We start from the raw sequence: 17,587 nt of genomic DNA on the forward strand, positions 1-17,587 counted from the left end.
GCGCTTTCTTCTTTTGATCAACAGTTCGATTCGCTTCGGGCCATGCCGCCTTTGCGAATCATGGAGTAAGGTGTTCGCCCATGGCTCGCTATGTGTTCATCACCGGCGGCGTGGTTTCCTCGCTTGGAAAAGGCCTCGCCTCCGCCGCCCTCGGCGCTCTTCTTCAGGCCCGCGGCTACAAGGTCCGCCTGCGCAAGCTGGACCCGTATCTCAACGTCGATCCGGGCACGATGAGCCCCTATCAGCACGGCGAGGTCTTCGTGACCGACGACGGCGCCGAGACTGACCTGGACCTTGGCCACTACGAGCGGTTCACCGGCGTCTCGGCGGCCAAGTCCGACAACGTCACCACCGGTCGCATCTATTCGACCATCCTGGAGAAGGAGCGGCGCGGCGACTATCTGGGCGCGACCGTGCAGGTGATCCCGCACGTCACCGACCAGATCAAATCCTTCTGCCTGACGCCGGCCCTGACCGATGCGGGCGAAGACGTCGATTTCGTGCTGGTCGAGATCGGCGGCACGGTCGGCGACATCGAGGGCTTGCCCTTCTTCGAGGCCATTCGCCAACTGGGCCAGGACCTGCCCCGCGGTCAGTCGTGTTTCGTGCACCTGACGCTGCTGCCCTTCATCAAGACCGCCGGCGAGATGAAGACCAAGCCGACGCAGCATTCGGTCAAGGAACTGCGCTCGATCGGCATCCAGCCCGACATCCTGCTGTGCCGCTGCGAACAGCCGATACCCGCCGACGAAAAGCGTAAGATCGGCCTGTTCTGCAATGTGCGTGAGAGCGGCGTGATCCAGGCGATGGATTCGGCCGACATCTACGCCGTGCCGCTGGACTATCACCGCGAGGGTCTGGACCGCGAAGTCCTGGCCCATTTCGGTATCGCCGATGCGCCGGAACCTGACCTGACGGGTTGGGAAGAGATCGTGCGCCGCCGTCTGCATCCGGATGGCGAAGTCACCATCGCCGTGGTGGGCAAATACACCGTGCTGAAGGACGCCTATAAGTCTCTGATCGAGGCTCTGCACCACGGGGGCGTCGCCAACAACGTCAAGGTCAACATCGATTGGGTCGAGGCCGACACCTTCGAAGGCGACCCGGAGGCCTGCGCTGAACGGCTGGAGGGCGCCCACGCCATCCTGGTGCCCGGCGGCTTCGGCGAGCGCGGGGCGGAAGGCAAGATCGAGGCGGCGCGTTTCGCCCGTGAGCGCAACATTCCGTATTTCGGCATCTGCTTCGGCATGCAGATGGCGGTGATCGAGGCGGCGCGAAACCTGGCGGGCTATCCCAAGGCGTCCTCGACCGAGTTCGGCCCGACGTCCGAGCCGGTCGTCGGCCTGATGACCGAATGGACGCAAGGCAACCAGCGCGTCCTGCGTCAGCAGGGCGGGGACCTGGGCGGCACCATGCGCTTGGGCGCCTATGAATCTACGTTGAAGGCCGGATCGCGGATCGCCGACATTTATGGGACGACCGACATCAGCGAGCGTCACCGCCACCGCTACGAGGTCAACATCAACTATCGCGAGGCGATCGAGGAGAAGGCCGGCCTAGTCTTCGCCGGCCTGTCGCCGGACGGCGTCCTGCCCGAGACCGTGGAGCGGCCGGACCATCCCTGGTTCATCGGCGTCCAGTATCACCCCGAGCTCAAGAGCCGTCCGTTCGCGCCGCATCCGCTGTTCGCCAGCTTCATCGGCGCGGCGCTGGAGCAAAGCCGCCTGGTCTGAAAGAACGCCGTTCACGCATCTGCGATTCTGTCGGGCGCGGCTTTTGCTGTAATCCCGACTGAATGGACCGTATTGGCACAGTCCAGGATCGCGGGAGCGGTCGATGATCGGCGAGTTGCTCTATCATCTGCACAAACATGTCCGCGTGGCTCTGATCGCCGGCGGGCTGATGCTGGCTCTTGGCCTAGCCGCGGCAGGATATGGCCTGACACGCCACGCGCCAGAGGCGTCGGCCCGCCCGGCGACCGCCGAACGGGCCTGACCCGTCAATCGATCTTCAGCCGGACGAAGACCATGCCCCCGTCCGGATCGCCGCCATAGAGGGGTTCAAGCGCCTGGGGCACGCGATTGACCGCATAGAGGGCGCCTAGGCCGAACCGGATGTTCGGCGCGATCCGCCAGTCGCGAACGGCGCCGACCGAAGCCTTGCCGACGGCATAGAGCGGGCCATGGCCGCCGCCGACGCCAGGGACCAGTTCATCCGTTTCGATCCGCTCGGCGCGCCCGAAGACGGTCCAGCGCTCGTTGGGATGGACGGCCGATTCCAGCAGCCAGCCGTCCCTGGACTCGCCATGATCGTTGGTCTTGCGTCCCCAGGCCAGGGTTGAAGACCACCAGCCGGCCTCGCCCAGGCGCCGGGTATGGATGGCGCTGGCGGACCATTTGGTCTCGTCCTCGTCCGGCTCCAGCTGCTCGGGCGCGGAAACCTTGGCGTAGGACGCCTGGAGCGACCATTCATCGGTCGGATTCCAGCTGCCGCGCACCGACCAACTGTCCAGCCGGGGGGCGTCGATGTCCCACCGGTGCTGGTCGGGCTCACGTCCCTTGAAGGCGGATGTCTCCAGCTTGAACCGGTCGTGCGCCCAGCCCAGGGTGGCTACGCCGAAAACGATATGGGTCGAATCAAGCCAGTGGTGGGTGATCGGCGCCTCGGGGCTGTCCATTGCGCTCATGCGATGCATGAAGGCAGGGGGACCGAAGGCAGGCTCGCCCGGTAGACCAATGTAGCCATAGAGGCTGTCCTTGTCGGACAGGCGTTTCGAATAGCTGGCCGACAACTCCATGAAGGCGTCATGGGGGTGCTGGCGATCGACCAGGGGCGTGACCCCGTCCGCCGTTTCTCCCGCCGCCAGAAGCAGCGGATAACCGGATTTGCCCATCAGCGGGTCGGGGCTGAGCATGGCGCGCAGGTTCAGGGTGGAGCCGTCGCTGAAGTCGCGCCGCGCCGAGGTCATCAGCATGCCGGCGACGAAGGTCTTGTCGCCGCCGCGCGGTCCGGATTGACGGTCGTAGACGACATTCAACAGGGCGTGGGTCATCAGCATCCAGTCGCCACGCATGGCGTGGACGCCGCCGTGGTCGCCGGCGTCGGGTTGCCAGCTTGTGCCCGAGGCGTCGCGGCTCATGGGCCAGTCGCCATAGGGGCTGGTCATGGGCATGGCATGGGCCGCATCGGACGTCATGGCGTCATGGCTGCTCATGTCGTGGGGCGCGGGGCTCGCCGCAGCGGGGGCGGGCATGTGATGCGTGTGGTCTTGAGCTGTCGCCGCCTGGCCGAGGACCAGGAGGGACGCGCCGGCGCAGACGCCGACGAGGGTTCGGATGGCCATCAGGGCCTCCTTTGATGTGATCGTGACTGAGGGCGCCGAAACGACGCGCGGACTTCAGGCGATCAGGAGGCGCGGCGGTCCGGGTTCGGGCGACAGTCGGCGGCCCATGGGCAGGCTGGCTGAAACCGACGCGATCCGGATGATCGTCAGCGACGATGGGGGCAGGGCGGCCGGCGCGGAAGCGGGCGTCGCCACGCAGGCTACGCAGCAGGCCATGGCCTTCAGCGTCCTGGGCGCGTGATCGGATGGACGGCCGGTGTCCGTCCGGCCGACCGTCTGCGTCGTCTCATGACAGGGCGCTGCATGGGCGGCGGGCGCGGCGAAGGCGCCGCTGACGCCCAGCGACAGCACCGCCAGGGCGCCGATCAGCAACAGGATTGAGGAGACGATCCGCACCTGCTCAGGATAGGGCGCGCGTCTATCCGCCGCAACGCCTCAGGCTGGGGTTTTCTTGTCGATCAGAGAAAGACCGGGGGCGTCGGGTGGCGTGTCCCCGCCCTGGCTCAGGGCGCGCTGCATGAAGACGACATCGCGCCAATCCCCGTGTTTCCAGCCCGCCGCCTTGAACACGCCCGCATGCGAAAAGCCGCGCGCGTGGTGGAGGGCGATGGAGGCCAGGTTGTCGGAATCGCCGATGACGGCGACCATCTGCCTCAGGCCCATCGCCTCGCAGCGCCGGATCAGGGCGTCTAGAAGCGCGCCGGCGACGCCGCTTCCACGCGCCACCGGTGCGACGTAGATCGAATCCTCGACCATGTAGCGATAGGCCTGCCTGGTGCGGAACGGCCCGGCGTAGGCGTAGCCGACCACGCGCCCGTCGATCTCGGCGACCAGACGCGGCAGGCCCAGATCCGCCACGGCGGCGAAACGAGCCGTCATCTCCGTCTCATCCGGCGCTTCCAACTCGAAGGTGCCGCGTCCGTTCACCACGCTTTCGGCGTAGATGGCCGTGATCGCAGCCATGTCGCCGGGGCGGACATCGCGAACGACGGGCGAGGTCACGCCGTCTGCCAGCCCTTGTCGACGGCCCAGACGGCGAAGGCGTAGTCGTGGGCGACCTCCTTCAGATAGTCGAACCGGCCGGCCGCCCCGCCGTGCCCGGCCTCCATATTGATCTTCAACAGCACCGGCTTGCCCGAGGTGGTGGCGGGCCGCAGCTTGGCGACCCACTTCTCCGGCTCCCAATAGGTGACGCGCGGATCGGACAGGCCGCCGGTCGCCAGCACGGCCGGATAGGCCTGGGGCTTCACCTGGTCGTAGGGGCTGTAGCTCATCATATAGTCGTAGGCGGCGGGGTCTTCGATCGGATTGCCCCACTCGGGCCATTCCGGCGGCGTCAGCGGCAACGAGGTGTCGCTCATGGTGTTGACGACGTCGACGAACGGCACCTGGCCGATGATCCCGGCCCACAGGTCGGGCCGCATGTTGTTGACCGCACCCATCAGCATGCCGCCCGCCGATCCGCCCTGGGCCACGATGTTTCCGGCCCTGGCGTAGTTGCGGTCGATCAGGTGCTCGGCGGCGGCGATGAAGTCGGTGAAGGTGTTCTTCTTCGTCATCTTCCTCGCATCGAGGAACCAGCCCCAGCCCTTGTCCGATCCGCCCCTGATATGGGCGATGGCGTAGATCCAGCCGCGGTCGACCAACGACAGACGATTGGTCGAGAAGCTGGCCGGCATGGGAATGCCATAGGAACCGTAGCCATACAGAAGCAGCGGCGCGGAACCGTCTATGGGCGTGGTCCGTCGACGCAGAACCGTCACCGGCACCAACTTACCGTCAGCAGCCGGGGCGTTCAGCCGCTCGACCACATAGTTCGCGATGTCGTGTCCCGAGGGAATCTGCTGGGTCTTGCGCAGCGTCCGTTCCCGCGTCGCCATGTCGTAGTCAAACGTCTGCGTCGGGGTGGAGGGCGAGTTGTAGGTGTAGCGGGTCGTGGTGGTGTCGAACTCCGAGGCGCCCGCCAAGGACAGGGCGAAAGCGGGTTCGTCCACCGCGATCTGGTGCTCGGTGCCCTGTCGGTCGCGGATGATGATGCGGGTGTTGGCGTCGGCCCGCTCCTGCCGGGCCAGATGATCCCTCGTCAGATCCATGCCTTCGATGAAGCGACCCGGCGTATGGGGTACCAGGTCCTTCCAATGTATCTTGCCTGGCGTCTCGGTCGGGGCCTGGACGATCTTGAAGTCTATGGCATCGTCGGCGTTGGTGCGGATCACCCAGCGGTCGCCCCAGTGATCGACGTCGTAGCGGACGGAGACCTGTCGTGGCTCCAGGATCACGGGTTCCGCCGTCGGCGCGGCGGCGGGGATATAGCGCGCCTCGGAGGTCTCCTGGTTCTGGATGCCGATAACGATGAACTTGTCGTCGGCGGTGCGTCCCACGCCAATGAACATGCCGTCGTCTGGCTCGTCATAGACCAGGGAGGTTTCGCCGCCGCGCGCCGGCCGGCGGAAGATCTTGTCCGGCCGTCCGTTGTCGTCGCGGTTGGTCCAGAAGATCCACTGGCTGTCGGGCGAGAAGGCGAAGTCGCCGGTGGCGCTCTGGATCACCTCCGGGAGGACAGCGCCGGTCGCCAGATCCTTGACGTAGATCTTGTGGACTTCCGAGCCCTGGGCGTCCTCGGCATAGGCGAACAGGCTATGGTCGGGGCTGTGAGAGGCGGCCGAGACTTCCGAATAGGCCTTGCCCTTGGCCAGTTCATTGGCGTCCAGCAACAGTTGGGGCGTGGGGGCCATGACGAAGGTCTTCGTCACCGGCTGACCATCGACGCTCCATGAGCCCTGGCGTTCGACGCGCATGTAGCGGGGATGCTGGTCGCCCGTCTGGTACTCGACATAATAAGTCCACGCGCCGTCGGGCGCGGGAACCGAGGAGTCGTCCTCCTTGATGCGGCCGCGCATCTCCTGGAACATCGCCTCCTGCAGGGGCAGGGTCGAGGCCATCACGGCCTCGCGATAGGCGTTCTCGGCCGTCAGATGGTCCTTCACCTCAGCCTTGATCAGGGTCGGATCGCGCAGAACCGCTTGCCAATTGTCGTCCTTCATCCACTGGTAGTCGTCGGTGCGGGTACGGCCCAGTTGTTCGATGACGACGGGAATCTTCTTGGCGACGGGGGGCTGGGGCATCGAGGGTCCGGAAGGCTGGCGGGCGAAGGTGGGGGAGGCCGACGCAGCCAGGGCCGACGCGGCGGTGGACAGAAGAATTTGGCGTCGGTTCATGATCGGTTCCCCATGGCGTGCGAACGCGACCTTGGGCGTTCGGGCCGCCCGAGGTCAAATGAGAAGATCGCGCCGCGCCTTCAGCCTGCCAGGGCTTCGACTGTCATGCGCTTCAACACATCGCCGCCCTGACCCACGGCCGCCAGCCGGCTGGAGACATGGCCCAACACATTGGCGGCGTAGAGTTCATAGAGGTCCAGCTTGCCCCGAAGCCAGGCTGGATCGCCATCGGCCGCGTCCAGCCGCGCCTTGGCCGCCAGCGCCCCCTTGGCCAGCATCCATCCGCCGACGACATCGCCCAGCAGTTTCAGATAGGCGTCGGCGGCGGCCAGGACATCGGCGGCCGCTTCGGGATCGGCCTTCTGGTCAAGCAGCCACAGGGTAGCGTCCTCGACCGCCTCGATAGCCGTGGCGAAGCGTTCGACAGGCTTGCCGCTGTAGAGACGCCCCAGATCGGCCAGGGTCGCCTTCATGTCGGCGATCAGCGCCCTGGCCGAGGCGCCCCTGTCCATCGACAGTTTCCGCCCGACCAGATCCATCGCCTGAATGCCGTTGGTGCCTTCATAGATCGGGGCGATGCGCGCATCGCGATAGTACTGAGCCGCGCCCGTCTCCTCGATGAACCCCATGCCGCCGTGGACCTGGACGCCCATCGAGGCGACCTCGCAGCCGACATCGGTGGACCAGGCCTTGGCGATGGGGGTGAACAGATCTTCGCGCCCTTTCCAGCGGAGACGCTCTTCTTCGGTCGCGGCGTGTTTGGCCAGGTCGGCGGCGACCCCGGTGGACAGGCAGATGCCTCGGGCGGCCGAAATCTTGGCCTTCATCACCCCCAGCATCCGGCGCACGTCCGGATGGTCGAAGATCGGGGCGGAGGCTTCGCCCGTCCAGACAGAGCGGCCTTGTCGACGTTCCAGCGCATAGGCCAGGGCGTGTTGATAGGCGCGTTCGGCGACGCCCACGCCCTCGACCCCGACCGCCAGGCGAGCGGCGTTCATCATCACGAACATATGGGCCAGGCCCTGATTGGGTTGTCCGACCAATTCGGCGGTCGCACCCTCGTAGCTCATGACGCAAGTAGGCGAGGCGTGGATGCCCAGCTTGTGCTCGACGCCGACGGGGCGGAAGGCGTTGCGGTCGCCGAGGCTTCCGTCGTCGTTCACCGCGAACTTGGACGCCAGAAACAGGCTGATGCCTTTGGGTCCCTTGGGCGCATCGGGCAGACGGGCCAGCACCAGATGGACAATGTTGTCCGTGACGTCGTGATCGCCCCAGGTGATGAAGATCTTCTGGCCATTCAGGGCGTAGGTCCCGTCGCCGTTCGGCGTGGCCGTCGCGGTCAGGGCGCCCAGGTCCGAGCCGGCGCCCGGCTCGGTCAGGACCATGGCGCCCGTCCATTCTCCGCTGACCAGTTTGGTCAGATATTTCGCCTTCTGCTGTTCCGTTCCGACCTGCTCTAGCGCCTCGATGGCGGCCAACGACAGCATGGGACACAGACCGAAGGCCATGTTGGCGGCGTGGACGGTCTCATAGGCCGCTAGCTCAAGCGCCTTGGGCAGGGCCTGCCCGCCGGCTTCGGCCGAGGCCGTCAGGCCGGTCCAGCCGCCCGCCGCGAACTGCCGATAGGCGTCGGCGAAACCGGGCGCGGCCGTCACCGCCCCATTGGCGTAGGTCGAGCCCTTCTGGTCGCCGATGCGATTCAGCGGCGCCAGCACCTCTTCGGAGAACTGGCCGGCGGCTTCCAGAACAGCCTGGGCCACCTCGGCGTCGTAGTCGGCGAAGACGCCGGCCGCGGCGAGGTCGGCTATGCCGGACACGGCTTCCAGGGTGAAGGCCAAGTCCCGAACGGGGGCGCGATAGGTCATGGGCTTTCCTCAATCGTCTGTGCGGACTAAGTGCCGCGATGGGGCCCGGCGCTGCAAGCGTCTTGGCGACGCGCCCCTTCTGAGCGCAGAGTGACGCCATGCCGTGACGGAAAGGAAGACATGGGCGAGCCCCGCAACCGATATTCGACCGTGTCGCTGCTGATGCATTGGGGCATCGCCCTGGCGGTGCTGATCCAGATTCTGCTGATCACCGCGCATGAGAACACCGAGGGGCCGATTTCTGGCCAGTTCGTCATGCTGCACAAGTCGCTGGGTCTGACCATCCTGGTGCTGACGCTGGCGAGGATCGGCTGGCGCATGGCGCATCCGGCCATTCCGCTGTCTCCGGACCTGCCGGGCTGGCAGAGGATCGCGGCGCGCGCGACCCATGTGCTGTTCTATTTGGCCCTGATCGCCATTCCAATGACCGGCTGGCTGGCTTCTTCGGCGGCGGGTCGTGAGATCGTCTGGTTCAACCTGTTCTCCTGGCCTCTGCTGCCGGTGGGCGGCGGTAGGGCCACGGCCCGCAGCCTGATGGGGCTTCATGAGCTGGCGCTCAAAGGGCTCTATGTTCTGATCGCCCTCCACGTTCTGGCGGCGCTGAAACACCAGTTCGTCGACCGGGACAATGTGTTGCATCGGATGATCCCGATCATCCCGCGACGACCGTGAGTGCGACGCCTGAACAGGCGGCCGAGGTTCTGCGCAGGGGAGAACTGATCCTTCTGCCGACCGAGACGGTCTACGGTTTGGGGGCGGATGCTGGCGATCCCAAGGCCGTGGCGTCCGTCTTCGCCGCCAAGGGTCGGCCGCAGTTCAACCCCTTGATCGCCCATGTCGCCAGCCTGGAGGCGGCGCGGGTAATCGGCCAGTTCAATGAGGCGGCGGAGGCGTTGGCGAAGGCCTTCTGGCCCGGCCCGCTGACCCTGGTCCTGCCGGTCGCGGATCGAAGCCGCGTCTGTGATCTGGCGCGCGCCGGCCTGGACAGCGTGGCAGTACGCGTGCCGGCGCATCCTCTGGCGCAGCAGGTTCTGGCGGCGTTCGGCGGTCCCGTGGTGGCGCCGTCGGCGAATCGATCCGGCCGGCCCAGCCCGACGACCTTTGCGGATGCGGTGGAAGAGACGGGCGCCGCCGTGGGCGCCGCGGTCGATGGCGGCCCTTGCGACGTGGGCCTGGAAAGCACGGTCGTGTCCGTTCTGGGCGATCGGGTCGCTCTGCTGCGACCGGGCGCCGTGACACGCGAGCAGATCGAGGCGGTCGTGGGACCGCTCCACGAGAGCGGGGAGGGGCATCGTTCGCCCGGCCGTCTGACCCTTCATTATGCGCCCGACGCGCCGGTCCGCATCGCGGCGACCGAGGCGCGGCCGGGCGAAATCCTCCTGGGCTTCGGACCCGGCGTGGGCGATCCGAGGTGGAGCCTCAGCCCCAGCGGCGATCCGCAGGAGGCAGCGGCCAATCTGTTTCGGCTGTTGCGGGCGGCGGATCGTGAGAAACCGGCTGGAATCGCCGTTTCCCCTGTTCCTTCAGAGGGTTTGGGCGAGGCGATCAATGATCGGTTGAGGCGGGCGGCCGGCTACGTCGGCTGACCGAAGCGGGCCTGAAGATCCACGCTGGATTGTCGCCCTACGCTGGCGAGGCAGGTGTTCAGCCAATCCTCGGCGGCGGCGCGGCCCCGCGCCTTGAGATCGTTCAGGAAGCCCCATTCGGTATTGAATTTGGACCGCAGCGACAGGTCCGACAGCCAGCCGTCGGCCTCGATGGCGTGCAGGCGGACGGGACGGAACGCCCCCTTGCCGCCCAACTGCCCCTTGTCGATCAGATCGTCGGCGATGGCGATGGCGCGCAGTTCGGCCAGCAGGGGCGCGTTGAACACGATCTCGTTCAACCGATCCATGATGTCGGCGGCCGTCCTGGGCGTCTCGTCACGCACCAGGGGGTTCAGGGTGATCAGCAGCACGTCGTCTGGGGTGTCCTCGCCGGTCAGGGGCCACAGCGCCGGATTGGTCAGATAGCCGCCGTCCCAATAGGGCTCGCCGTCGATCTCTACAGCGTGGAACAGGTGCGGCAAGCAAGCCGACGCCAGAAGGATGTCGGCCGACATTTCGGACGAGCCGAATATGCGCGCTCGCGCCTGACGCACGGCGGTCGCCGCCACGAAGAAGCGGATGGGCGAATCCCTGACGGCCTGAAAGTCCACGGCGGCGTTCAGGACGCGCTTCAGCGGATTGTGGTTCAGGGGATTAAACTCATAGGGGCTCATGGACAGGGCCAGGGTTTCCCCCGCACGCCAGAACGGCGTGTCCTTGATCCAATCGGGCGGTTGGGCGGTGTTCCACAGGCTGCTGTCGCCGAACACATTGCGCCCGCCGGACTGGTTCACCTCACGCCACAACCTGTCCAGCGCCACGCGAGGATCCGCCTTGGCCAGGCCGGAGATCAGGGCGGCGCCGTTCATCGCCCCGGCCGAAACGCCCGAGACGGCCCTCACCTCCAGCCGGTCGTCTTCCAGCAGGCGATCCAGAACGCCCCACTGAAAGGCGCCGTGGGCGCCGCCGCCCTGAAGCGCCAGGGACACGGGGATTCGACCCGAGGGAGGCTGTTGCGAAGACGCCGGAACAGCGGCCTTGCGTTTGAAGATCGCCATGCCGCCCCCCTGAAACCTTGGTCTATTGCGCGGTCCAGCCGCCGTCGATGGAGAAGCTGGCCCCGTTGGCGGAAGCGCCGAGATCCGACACCAGATAAAGGAAGATGCCCGTCAATTCCTGCGTCGTGACGAACCGCTTCGTCGGTTGGGAGCCCAGGATGACGGTCTTCAGTACGTCCTCCTCGCTCATGTTGCGGGTGCGGGCCTGGTCGGCGATCTGTTTCGCCACGATGGGCGTCTCGACGAAGCCGGGGCAGATGGCGTTGCAGGTGATGTTGTCCTGCGCGACTTCCAGCGCAACGGTCTTGGTGAAGCCGATGATCCCGTGTTTGGCCGCGACATAGGCGGATTTGAACGGGCTGGCGACCAGGCCGTGGGCCGAGGCCATGTTGACGATCCGCCCGCGTCCTTGCGCCTTCATCAGCGGGATCGCCGCACGCGTGGCGTAGAAGGCCGACGACAGATTGATGGCGATGATCTGCTCCCACTTGTCGGTGGGAAAGTTCTCGACGGCTTCGACATATTGAATGCCGGCGTTGTTGACCAGGATGTCCAGCCGGCCCAGTTCGCGTTCGGCGAAGGCGACCATGTCGGCGATCTCTTCACCCTTGGTCATGTCAGCCGGGTGATACAGAACGCGGGCGCCGGACGAGGATTCCAGCTCGGCGCGGGTCCGTTCGATCTCGGCGGCGTCGCCCAGGCCGTTCAGGACCACATCGCCGCCGTGGGATGCGACCGCACGGGCCAGCGCCAGACCGATGCCGGACGTGGAGCCGGTTATGACCGCAGTCTGGCCCTTCAGGTCGCCGATGTCGCGGAACGACGATGCTTCGTCCGGCTTCGATGACTGGTCCATTGTTTCGCCCCTCTTATTCTTTATGCGGCGCTAGATTAGCGGCAGGCGCGGGTAGGGATCAAGAATTTCCCGATCTGATGAATATCCATTCGCCCTCGGTGGAGGCGGCCTTATCGAACCGATAGCCGTCTCGGTCGAAGGCCTTCAAATCATCGGCTTTTTCGACGCGCTCATCGATGGCGAACCGCGCCATGGCGCCGCGCGCCTTCTTGGCGAAGAAGGAGATGATGCGGCTCTCGCCGTTCTTTTCTTCGCGGAACTGCGGCGTGACGACGGGCAGTTTCAGCGCCTTGGCGTCGACGGCCCCGAAATATTCCTGGCTGGCCAGGTTCACCAGGGTCGGGTCGGCCTGTCCCTCGGCGTCCGCGTTCAACTGTTTCGACAGACGGTCGCCCCAGAAGTCGTAAAGACTGGCGCCACGCCGCGTCTTCAACCGCGTGCCCATCTCCAACCGATAGGGCTGGATTCGGTCCAGCGGTCGCAGCAGGCCGTACAAGCCCGAGAGAATCCGCAGGTGATCCTGGGCCCAGGCCAGGGCCTCCGCGTTCAGTTCGCGCGCCTTCAGGCCTTCATAGACGTCTCCGGCGAAGGCGAAGGCGGCCTGGACGCCGTCCAGCGATTCGGGATCGAAAGCCTTGAACCGCGCGACGTTCAGGGTCGCCAGATCGTCGGATATACCCATCAGCCGACGCAGGTCGGCCTTGCTCTGACGCTTGGCGGTCTTGGCCAGGCTGGTCGTGTCTTCGAGGAAACGACGTTCCGAGGCGGGCAGGGCGACATCGGCCTCGGTGAAATCCAGCCGTTTGGCGGGCGAAAGAACGATCAGCAAGGCGCGGCTCCATGACGAAGCCGTTCAGATAGGCCGCTTCGATGACGATTTGAACCGGTGCGGCCTCACCATTCCAGCGACGCTTCGCCTCTCAAAAGGGCCTCGGCCTCCTGGGTATGCTTGCCGCCGCTTCGGTCATGAAGGATCAACGGCGGCAGAAGACGCAGCGGCGCGCGCCCTGTTTTGACGGCGTGAACCAGCACGCGTTTGGCCGGTTCGTCGTGAAAGGGATGGACAGGGCGGACGGCGAAAGACCCCGCCTTTTCGCCCAACAGCCGCAGAATGTCGGCCAGACGATCCGCTCGATGGATCATCACGATCCGCCCGCCTTCGCGCACGGCCTTCAGCAAGAACCGCGTCCAGGCCTCCAGCCCGTCGTCCGCCATCCAGGCCCCGCGCTTGCCTTCGGCCGGGGCGCGCAGGGCCGTGGCGTCATCGAAGAAGGGCGGATTGGACACCGCCCAGTCGAACGGTGCGAGGTCCAGCGCGCGAAATCCTTCAGCCACATCGCCGGTTCGCACCGAGAGACGGTCCTGAAACCCGTTCAACGCCGCGTTCGAACTCGCCAAATCGGCCACGGCGGGATCGCGTTCCAGACCCGTCAGCCGCGCCTGTGGACATCGCGCCGCAACCTGCATCAGCACGCCCCCGACGCCGCAGCCCGCCTCGATCAGTCGTTCGCCCGGACGAACCGGCGTCGCCGCCGCCAGGAGGGCGGCGTCCATCCCGGCGCGATAGCCCTTGGCCGGTTGCCGCAACCGCACGCGGCCGTTCAACAGGCCGTTCTCGACAATGTCCGGCGTCGCCGTTTCGACCGCGCTCACGCCTCAATCTCCTTGACCCTAAAAGGGGCGAACATCATTGTGCGCCGCGAAGCGCCGGGGCAAGCCAGCCCGACCACAGAAACACCCACGCGACCGTCCGTGCGTCGCGAAGCCCTTGTGAAAGAGTATCTCTTGGATCTTGCCATTGCAGCCGCTCCCCGCCCGAAGGGGGACGTCAACGCCCTCGTTCGGCTGGCCGAGGCCGACATGGCCGCCGTCGACGCCCTGATCCTTGATCGGATGCAGTCCGACGTGCCGATCATCCCCAAACTGGCCGAACATCTGGTGTCGGCGGGCGGAAAGCGTCTGCGCCCCCTGTTGACCGTAGCCGCCGCCCGCGCCACGGGCGCGACGGATGATATTCTGTCGCCCAAGAAACTGGCTGCGGCGGTGGAGTTCATTCACACCGCCACCCTGCTGCACGACGACATCGTCGATGCGTCAGAACTGCGTCGGGGCAAGGTCGCGGCACATCTGATCTGGGGCGCGCCCACCAGCGTCCTGGTCGGCGACTTCTTGTTCGCCCGCGCCTTCGAACTGATGGTCGAGACGGATTCGATGCGCGCCCTGGGCATTCTGGCCGAGGCGTCGCGGGTGATCTCGGAGGGCGAGGTGCTGCAACTGACCCGCGCCCACGATCTGAACCTGGATCAGGCCACCTATCTGCAGATCATCTCGGCCAAGACCGCCGAACTGTTCGCCGCCGCCGCCGAGGCGGGTGCGGTCGGGGCGGCGGCGTCGGCCGAGGCGGTCAAGGCGCTGCGTGATTATGGCATGGCGTTGGGCATAGCCTTCCAACTGGCCGACGACGCCCTGGATTACGGCGCGACGGCCGAGGCCCTGGGCAAGAACGCGGGCGACGACTTCAACGAGGGCAAGGCCACCCTTCCGCTTCTGCTGGCGGTTGCTCGGACCAAAGGCCGTGAGGACGCCTTCTGGGAGCGGACCGTGACCAAGGGCGAACGCACGCCCGAGGATTTCGCCCGCGCCCGCGAACTGGTGGTCGGCTCCGGCGCCATCGGCGCGACCCTGGATCTGGCAGGCGACTACGCCGACCAGGCCAAGGCTGCGCTGGCGGTTCTGCCTGCCACCGACTGGCGCATTGCGCTCGAGAATCTGGCCGATTTCGCGGTGTCGCGCGCCGCCTGATGGCCGGTTCGGACCCCCTGGATACGCAGGTCCGCGCCGCCGATCTGGACCGCTGGCTGTCCAGCCGACTGGTGTCGGACCCACAGGCGCGCGCCGATCTGATCGCGCTCTACGCCTTTGAGGCCGAGCTGATGGCCATTCCGACGCGCGTCACCCAGCCCCTGCTGGCCGAGATGCGCTACACTTGGTGGGCCGAACAGATGGACGGGGTGTTCGCCGGCGTGGCGCGCAAAGGTCATCCGGTGCTGGAAGCCCTGACCGACGTCGTCGCCCGCCACAGCCTTGATCGCGCCCCGTTCGATGCGCTGATCGAGGCTCATATCGGCCGTGTCCACGGCCAGCCTCACGATCTGGAGGCCTTCTACGTCGGCCCCATGCAGGCGGCGGTCCAGGTTCTGGCAGGGCCGGGCCACGCAGACGCGGTGGTCGAAACCGGCCGGGTCTGGGGTCTGGCGCAGGTCGGACGAATGGATGAAGCCAGGGCGGCACGCAAAGGCGCAAACGCGGGGCTGAAGCATTTGCCCATCTCCGGTTTTCCCGCTGTGGCCCATGCCGCCCTTTCGGGGCGAGACCGGCCTGAAGCCTATCGGCGGCTGCAGTTGATCCGGGCCGCCTTCATGGGACGGATCTGATCCCTCGGGTCCGGTCCAGATTCGGCTTGCGCTGACGGCTCCCAAGGTCTGCTGTATTTGTTAGCCACCCAGGAGGTCCGACATGCCGCGCAGCCATTCCGAACGCCATTTGATGGCGCGCGTCGGCTGGTTGAGAGCCGCCGTGCTGGGCGCAAACGACGGCCTGTTGTCGACGGCTAGCCTGATCGTCGGCGTGGCGGCGGCCGAAGCTTCGAAGGGAGCCGTACTTGTTTCGGGTGTCGCAGGCCTGGTGGCCGGCGCCATGTCCATGGCGGCGGGTGAATATGTCTCCGTCAGTTCCCAGTCCGACACCGAGAAGGCCGATCTGGCCCGAGAGGCGGCGGAGCTGGCTGCTGCGCCGGCCGCAGAGTTGGATGAACTTGCCGGCATCTATATTGCACGGGGCGTTCAGCCCGACACGGCGCGGACGGTAGCCGAGCAACTGATGGCGCACGACTCCTTGGGCGCTCATGCCCGAGACGAGTTGGGCATCACCAGCTTCACGACTGCTCGCCCCGTTCAGGCGGCCCTGACTTCCGCTGCGACGTTTGCGACGGGCGCGGCCTTGCCTTTGGCGACGGTGGCGATCGCGCCGGACAGCGTCCTGTTGGCCGCCGTCGCCGCAAGCGCCTTCGTCGGATTGGGCGTCCTGGGGGCGATGGGCGCCAGGGCAGGAGGGGCGAACGTGCCCCGTTCGATGATTCGCGTAGTGTTCTGGGGCGTTCTCGCCATGGCGGTCACGGCAGGGATCGGCCGTCTGTTCGGGACCGTCGTCTAGGGGCGAGCAGCGGCGTCCCGCCAGGCCTTCAGGCTCGCCATGGCGCGGAGGCTCTGCAGGCGTTTCTTGGCGCGACCACGTTCCTTGGGATGGATGCGCTTGCCGTCCTCGTCGACCTTGGGCGCCTCAAGCGGGGGCAGGAGGCCGTAGTTGATGTTCATCGGCTGGAACTTCGCGCCTTCCAGATGGCCGCCCGTGATGTGTTCGACCAAGGCGCCCATGGCCGTCTCGGGCGGCGGCGCCGACAGATCGCGACCCAGAGCCTGTGCGGCGGCTAGGCGGCCGGTCAGCAGGCCCATGGCGGCGCTTTCGACATAGCCCTCGACGCCCGTGACTTGGCCGGCGAAGCGTAGGCGCGGCATGGCCTTCATGCGCAGTTGCTTGTCCAGCAGCTGGGGACTGTTCAGATAGGTGTTGCGATGCAGGCCGCCGAGGCGCGCGAACTGAGCGTTCTGAAGCCCGGGAATCATGCGGAAGGTCTCGGCCTGAGCGCCGTGCTTCAGCTTGGTCTGGAAGCCCACCATGTTGAACAGCGTGCCCAACGCATTGTCCTGACGCAGTTGAACTATGGCGTGGGGCTTGACCGTCGGGTCGCGCGGATTGGTCAGACCGACGGGCTTCATCGGGCCGTGGCGCAGGGTTTCGCGACCGCGTTCGGCCATGACCTCGATGGGCAGGCAGCCGTCGAAATAGGGGACGTTCTCCCACTCCTTGAACTCGGCCTTGGGCCCGTCCAGCAGGGCGTCGATGAAGGCGTCGTACTGCGCCTTGTCCATCGGGCAGTTGACGTAGGCGGCGGCGTCTCCGCCAGGTCCTTCCTTGTCATAGCGCGACTGACGCCAGGCGATGTCGAAGTCGATCGAATCGGCGTGGACGATGGGGGCGATGGCGTCGAAGAAGCTGAGGCTTTCCTCGCCGGTCGCCTTCAGTATGGCGTCGGCCAGGGCGGGGGAGGTCAGCGGGCCGGTGGCGACGACGACATTGTCCCACTCCTCATGCGGCAGACCGGCGATCTCTTCACGCACGATGGTGATCAGGGGGTGGGCTGACAGCTTGGCGGTGACGGCGGCGGAGAAGCCGTCGCGGTCCACCGCCAGCGCGCCACCCGCCGGAACCTGATGGGCGTCGCCGCAGGCCATGATGACCGAATCCAGCGCCCGCATCTCGGCGTGCAGCAGACCCACCGCATTGTATTCCCAGTCGTCCGACCGGAAGGAATTGGAGCAGACCAGCTCGGCCAGGCCGTCCGTCTGGTGGGCGTCGGTCTTCACGCCCGGCACGCCGCGCATTTCGTGCAGGATGACGGGCACGCCCGCCTGGGCGATCTGCCAGGCGGCTTCGGAACCGGCGAGACCGCCACCGATGACGTGGACGGGGCCTGGGAGGGTCGAGGAGGGGGCAGGGGAAACGGTCATCGCGGCCTTCTAGCGGGCGTCTGGCGCGGTGTCA

The 17,587-nt window shown here is 66.5% G+C and carries 17 protein-coding genes; 7 read left to right on the forward strand and 10 right to left on the reverse strand.

Annotation, left to right across the window (positions count from 1 at the left end; all coding sequences use genetic code 11):
* The first annotated feature begins 80 nt into the window (after window positions 1-80).
* On the forward strand, window positions 81-1,733 hold the full coding sequence (locus ACWPV3_RS10425) for a CTP synthase (RefSeq protein WP_292087814.1): 1,653 nt from the start codon (window positions 81-83) through the stop codon (window positions 1,731-1,733).
* Window positions 1,734-1,836: 103 nt separating this feature from the next.
* Window positions 1,837-1,995, forward strand: coding sequence for a hypothetical protein (locus ACWPV3_RS10430; RefSeq protein WP_292087815.1), 159 nt, complete (start codon window positions 1,837-1,839; stop codon window positions 1,993-1,995).
* A gap of 4 nt (window positions 1,996-1,999) precedes the next feature.
* On the opposite strand, the gene ACWPV3_RS10435 is transcribed toward ACWPV3_RS10430, so the two are convergent.
* The 5 genes from ACWPV3_RS10435 to ACWPV3_RS10455 all read right to left on the reverse strand — a co-directional run bounded on the left by ACWPV3_RS10435 (window position 2,000) and on the right by ACWPV3_RS10455 (window position 8,426).
* A complete protein-coding gene (locus tag ACWPV3_RS10435; RefSeq protein ID WP_453977816.1) occupies window positions 2,000-3,343 on the reverse strand; it encodes a hypothetical protein in 1,344 nt (447 codons plus the stop codon).
* A gap of 54 nt (window positions 3,344-3,397) precedes the next feature.
* Window positions 3,398-3,739: a hypothetical protein gene (locus ACWPV3_RS10440; RefSeq protein ID WP_453977817.1), complete on the reverse strand. Its 342-nt coding sequence runs from the start codon at window positions 3,737-3,739 to the stop codon at window positions 3,398-3,400.
* Window positions 3,740-3,778: 39 nt separating this feature from the next.
* Window positions 3,779-4,345, reverse strand: coding sequence for an N-acetyltransferase family protein (locus tag ACWPV3_RS10445; RefSeq protein ID WP_453977818.1), 567 nt, complete (start codon window positions 4,343-4,345; stop codon window positions 3,779-3,781).
* Window positions 4,342-6,561, reverse strand: a complete 2,220-nt coding sequence (locus tag ACWPV3_RS10450; protein ID WP_453977819.1) for a S9 family peptidase — start codon at window positions 6,559-6,561, stop codon at window positions 4,342-4,344. Before ACWPV3_RS10450 ends, ACWPV3_RS10445 begins: the two co-directional genes overlap by 4 nt.
* Before the next feature lie 80 nt (window positions 6,562-6,641).
* Window positions 6,642-8,426, reverse strand: coding sequence for an acyl-CoA dehydrogenase (locus ACWPV3_RS10455; protein WP_453977820.1), 1,785 nt, complete (start codon window positions 8,424-8,426; stop codon window positions 6,642-6,644).
* A gap of 120 nt (window positions 8,427-8,546) precedes the next feature.
* Here ACWPV3_RS10455 and ACWPV3_RS10460 point away from each other — a divergent pair, with 120 nt between their 5' ends.
* Together ACWPV3_RS10460 and ACWPV3_RS10465 are read left to right on the forward strand one after the other, a co-directional pair.
* The gene (locus ACWPV3_RS10460) at window positions 8,547-9,098 is read left to right on the forward strand and encodes a cytochrome b (RefSeq protein WP_453977821.1); all 552 of its coding nucleotides are present in this window, start codon (window positions 8,547-8,549) and stop codon (window positions 9,096-9,098) included.
* Window positions 9,095-10,012 (forward strand): L-threonylcarbamoyladenylate synthase, encoded by a 918-nt coding sequence (locus tag ACWPV3_RS10465; RefSeq protein ID WP_453977822.1) that lies wholly within the window; start codon window positions 9,095-9,097, stop codon window positions 10,010-10,012. The genes ACWPV3_RS10460 and ACWPV3_RS10465 overlap by 4 nt, the downstream gene beginning before the upstream one ends.
* On the opposite strand, the gene ACWPV3_RS10470 is transcribed toward ACWPV3_RS10465, so the two are convergent.
* From ACWPV3_RS10470 to ACWPV3_RS10485, 4 genes are all read right to left on the reverse strand, one after another.
* Entirely contained in the window at window positions 10,000-11,070 is a 1,071-nt protein-coding gene (locus ACWPV3_RS10470) for a patatin-like phospholipase family protein (RefSeq protein WP_453977823.1), read from the reverse strand. The two genes, ACWPV3_RS10465 and ACWPV3_RS10470, sit on opposite strands and share 13 nt — an antisense overlap.
* Window positions 11,071-11,092: 22 nt before the next feature.
* Window positions 11,093-11,926 (reverse strand): 3-hydroxybutyrate dehydrogenase, encoded by an 834-nt coding sequence (locus tag ACWPV3_RS10475; protein ID WP_292176553.1) that lies wholly within the window; start codon window positions 11,924-11,926, stop codon window positions 11,093-11,095.
* 58 nt (window positions 11,927-11,984) lie between these two features.
* A complete protein-coding gene (gene yaaA / locus ACWPV3_RS10480) occupies window positions 11,985-12,755 on the reverse strand; it encodes a peroxide stress protein YaaA (RefSeq protein WP_312735514.1) in 771 nt (256 codons plus the stop codon).
* Window positions 12,756-12,820: 65 nt separating this feature from the next.
* Window positions 12,821-13,579, reverse strand: a complete 759-nt coding sequence (locus ACWPV3_RS10485) for a tRNA1(Val) (adenine(37)-N6)-methyltransferase (protein ID WP_453977824.1) — start codon at window positions 13,577-13,579, stop codon at window positions 12,821-12,823.
* A 132-nt stretch (window positions 13,580-13,711) separates the two neighbouring features.
* Between ACWPV3_RS10485 and ACWPV3_RS10490 the strand changes: the two genes are divergently transcribed.
* The 3 genes from ACWPV3_RS10490 to ACWPV3_RS10500 all read left to right on the forward strand — a co-directional run bounded on the left by ACWPV3_RS10490 (window position 13,712) and on the right by ACWPV3_RS10500 (window position 16,138).
* Window positions 13,712-14,728, forward strand: coding sequence for a polyprenyl synthetase family protein (locus ACWPV3_RS10490; protein WP_453977825.1), 1,017 nt, complete (start codon window positions 13,712-13,714; stop codon window positions 14,726-14,728).
* Complete coding sequence (locus ACWPV3_RS10495; protein ID WP_453977826.1) at window positions 14,728-15,360, forward strand: squalene/phytoene synthase family protein; 633 nt, start codon at window positions 14,728-14,730, stop codon at window positions 15,358-15,360. The genes ACWPV3_RS10490 and ACWPV3_RS10495 overlap by 1 nt, the downstream gene beginning before the upstream one ends.
* Before the next feature lie 82 nt (window positions 15,361-15,442).
* Window positions 15,443-16,138 carry a VIT1/CCC1 transporter family protein gene (locus tag ACWPV3_RS10500; protein ID WP_453977827.1) on the forward strand — a complete coding sequence of 232 codons (696 nt, stop codon included), beginning with the start codon at window positions 15,443-15,445 and terminating at the stop codon, window positions 16,136-16,138.
* Here the strand turns inward: ACWPV3_RS10500 and trmFO are convergent.
* Window positions 16,135-17,553 (reverse strand): methylenetetrahydrofolate--tRNA-(uracil(54)-C(5))-methyltransferase (FADH(2)-oxidizing) TrmFO, encoded by a 1,419-nt coding sequence (trmFO, locus tag ACWPV3_RS10505; RefSeq protein WP_453977828.1) that lies wholly within the window; start codon window positions 17,551-17,553, stop codon window positions 16,135-16,137. The two genes, ACWPV3_RS10500 and trmFO, sit on opposite strands and share 4 nt — an antisense overlap.
* Window positions 17,554-17,587: the final 34 nt, after the last annotated feature.

The organism is Brevundimonas sp. Marseille-Q4549, assembly GCF_976940555.1.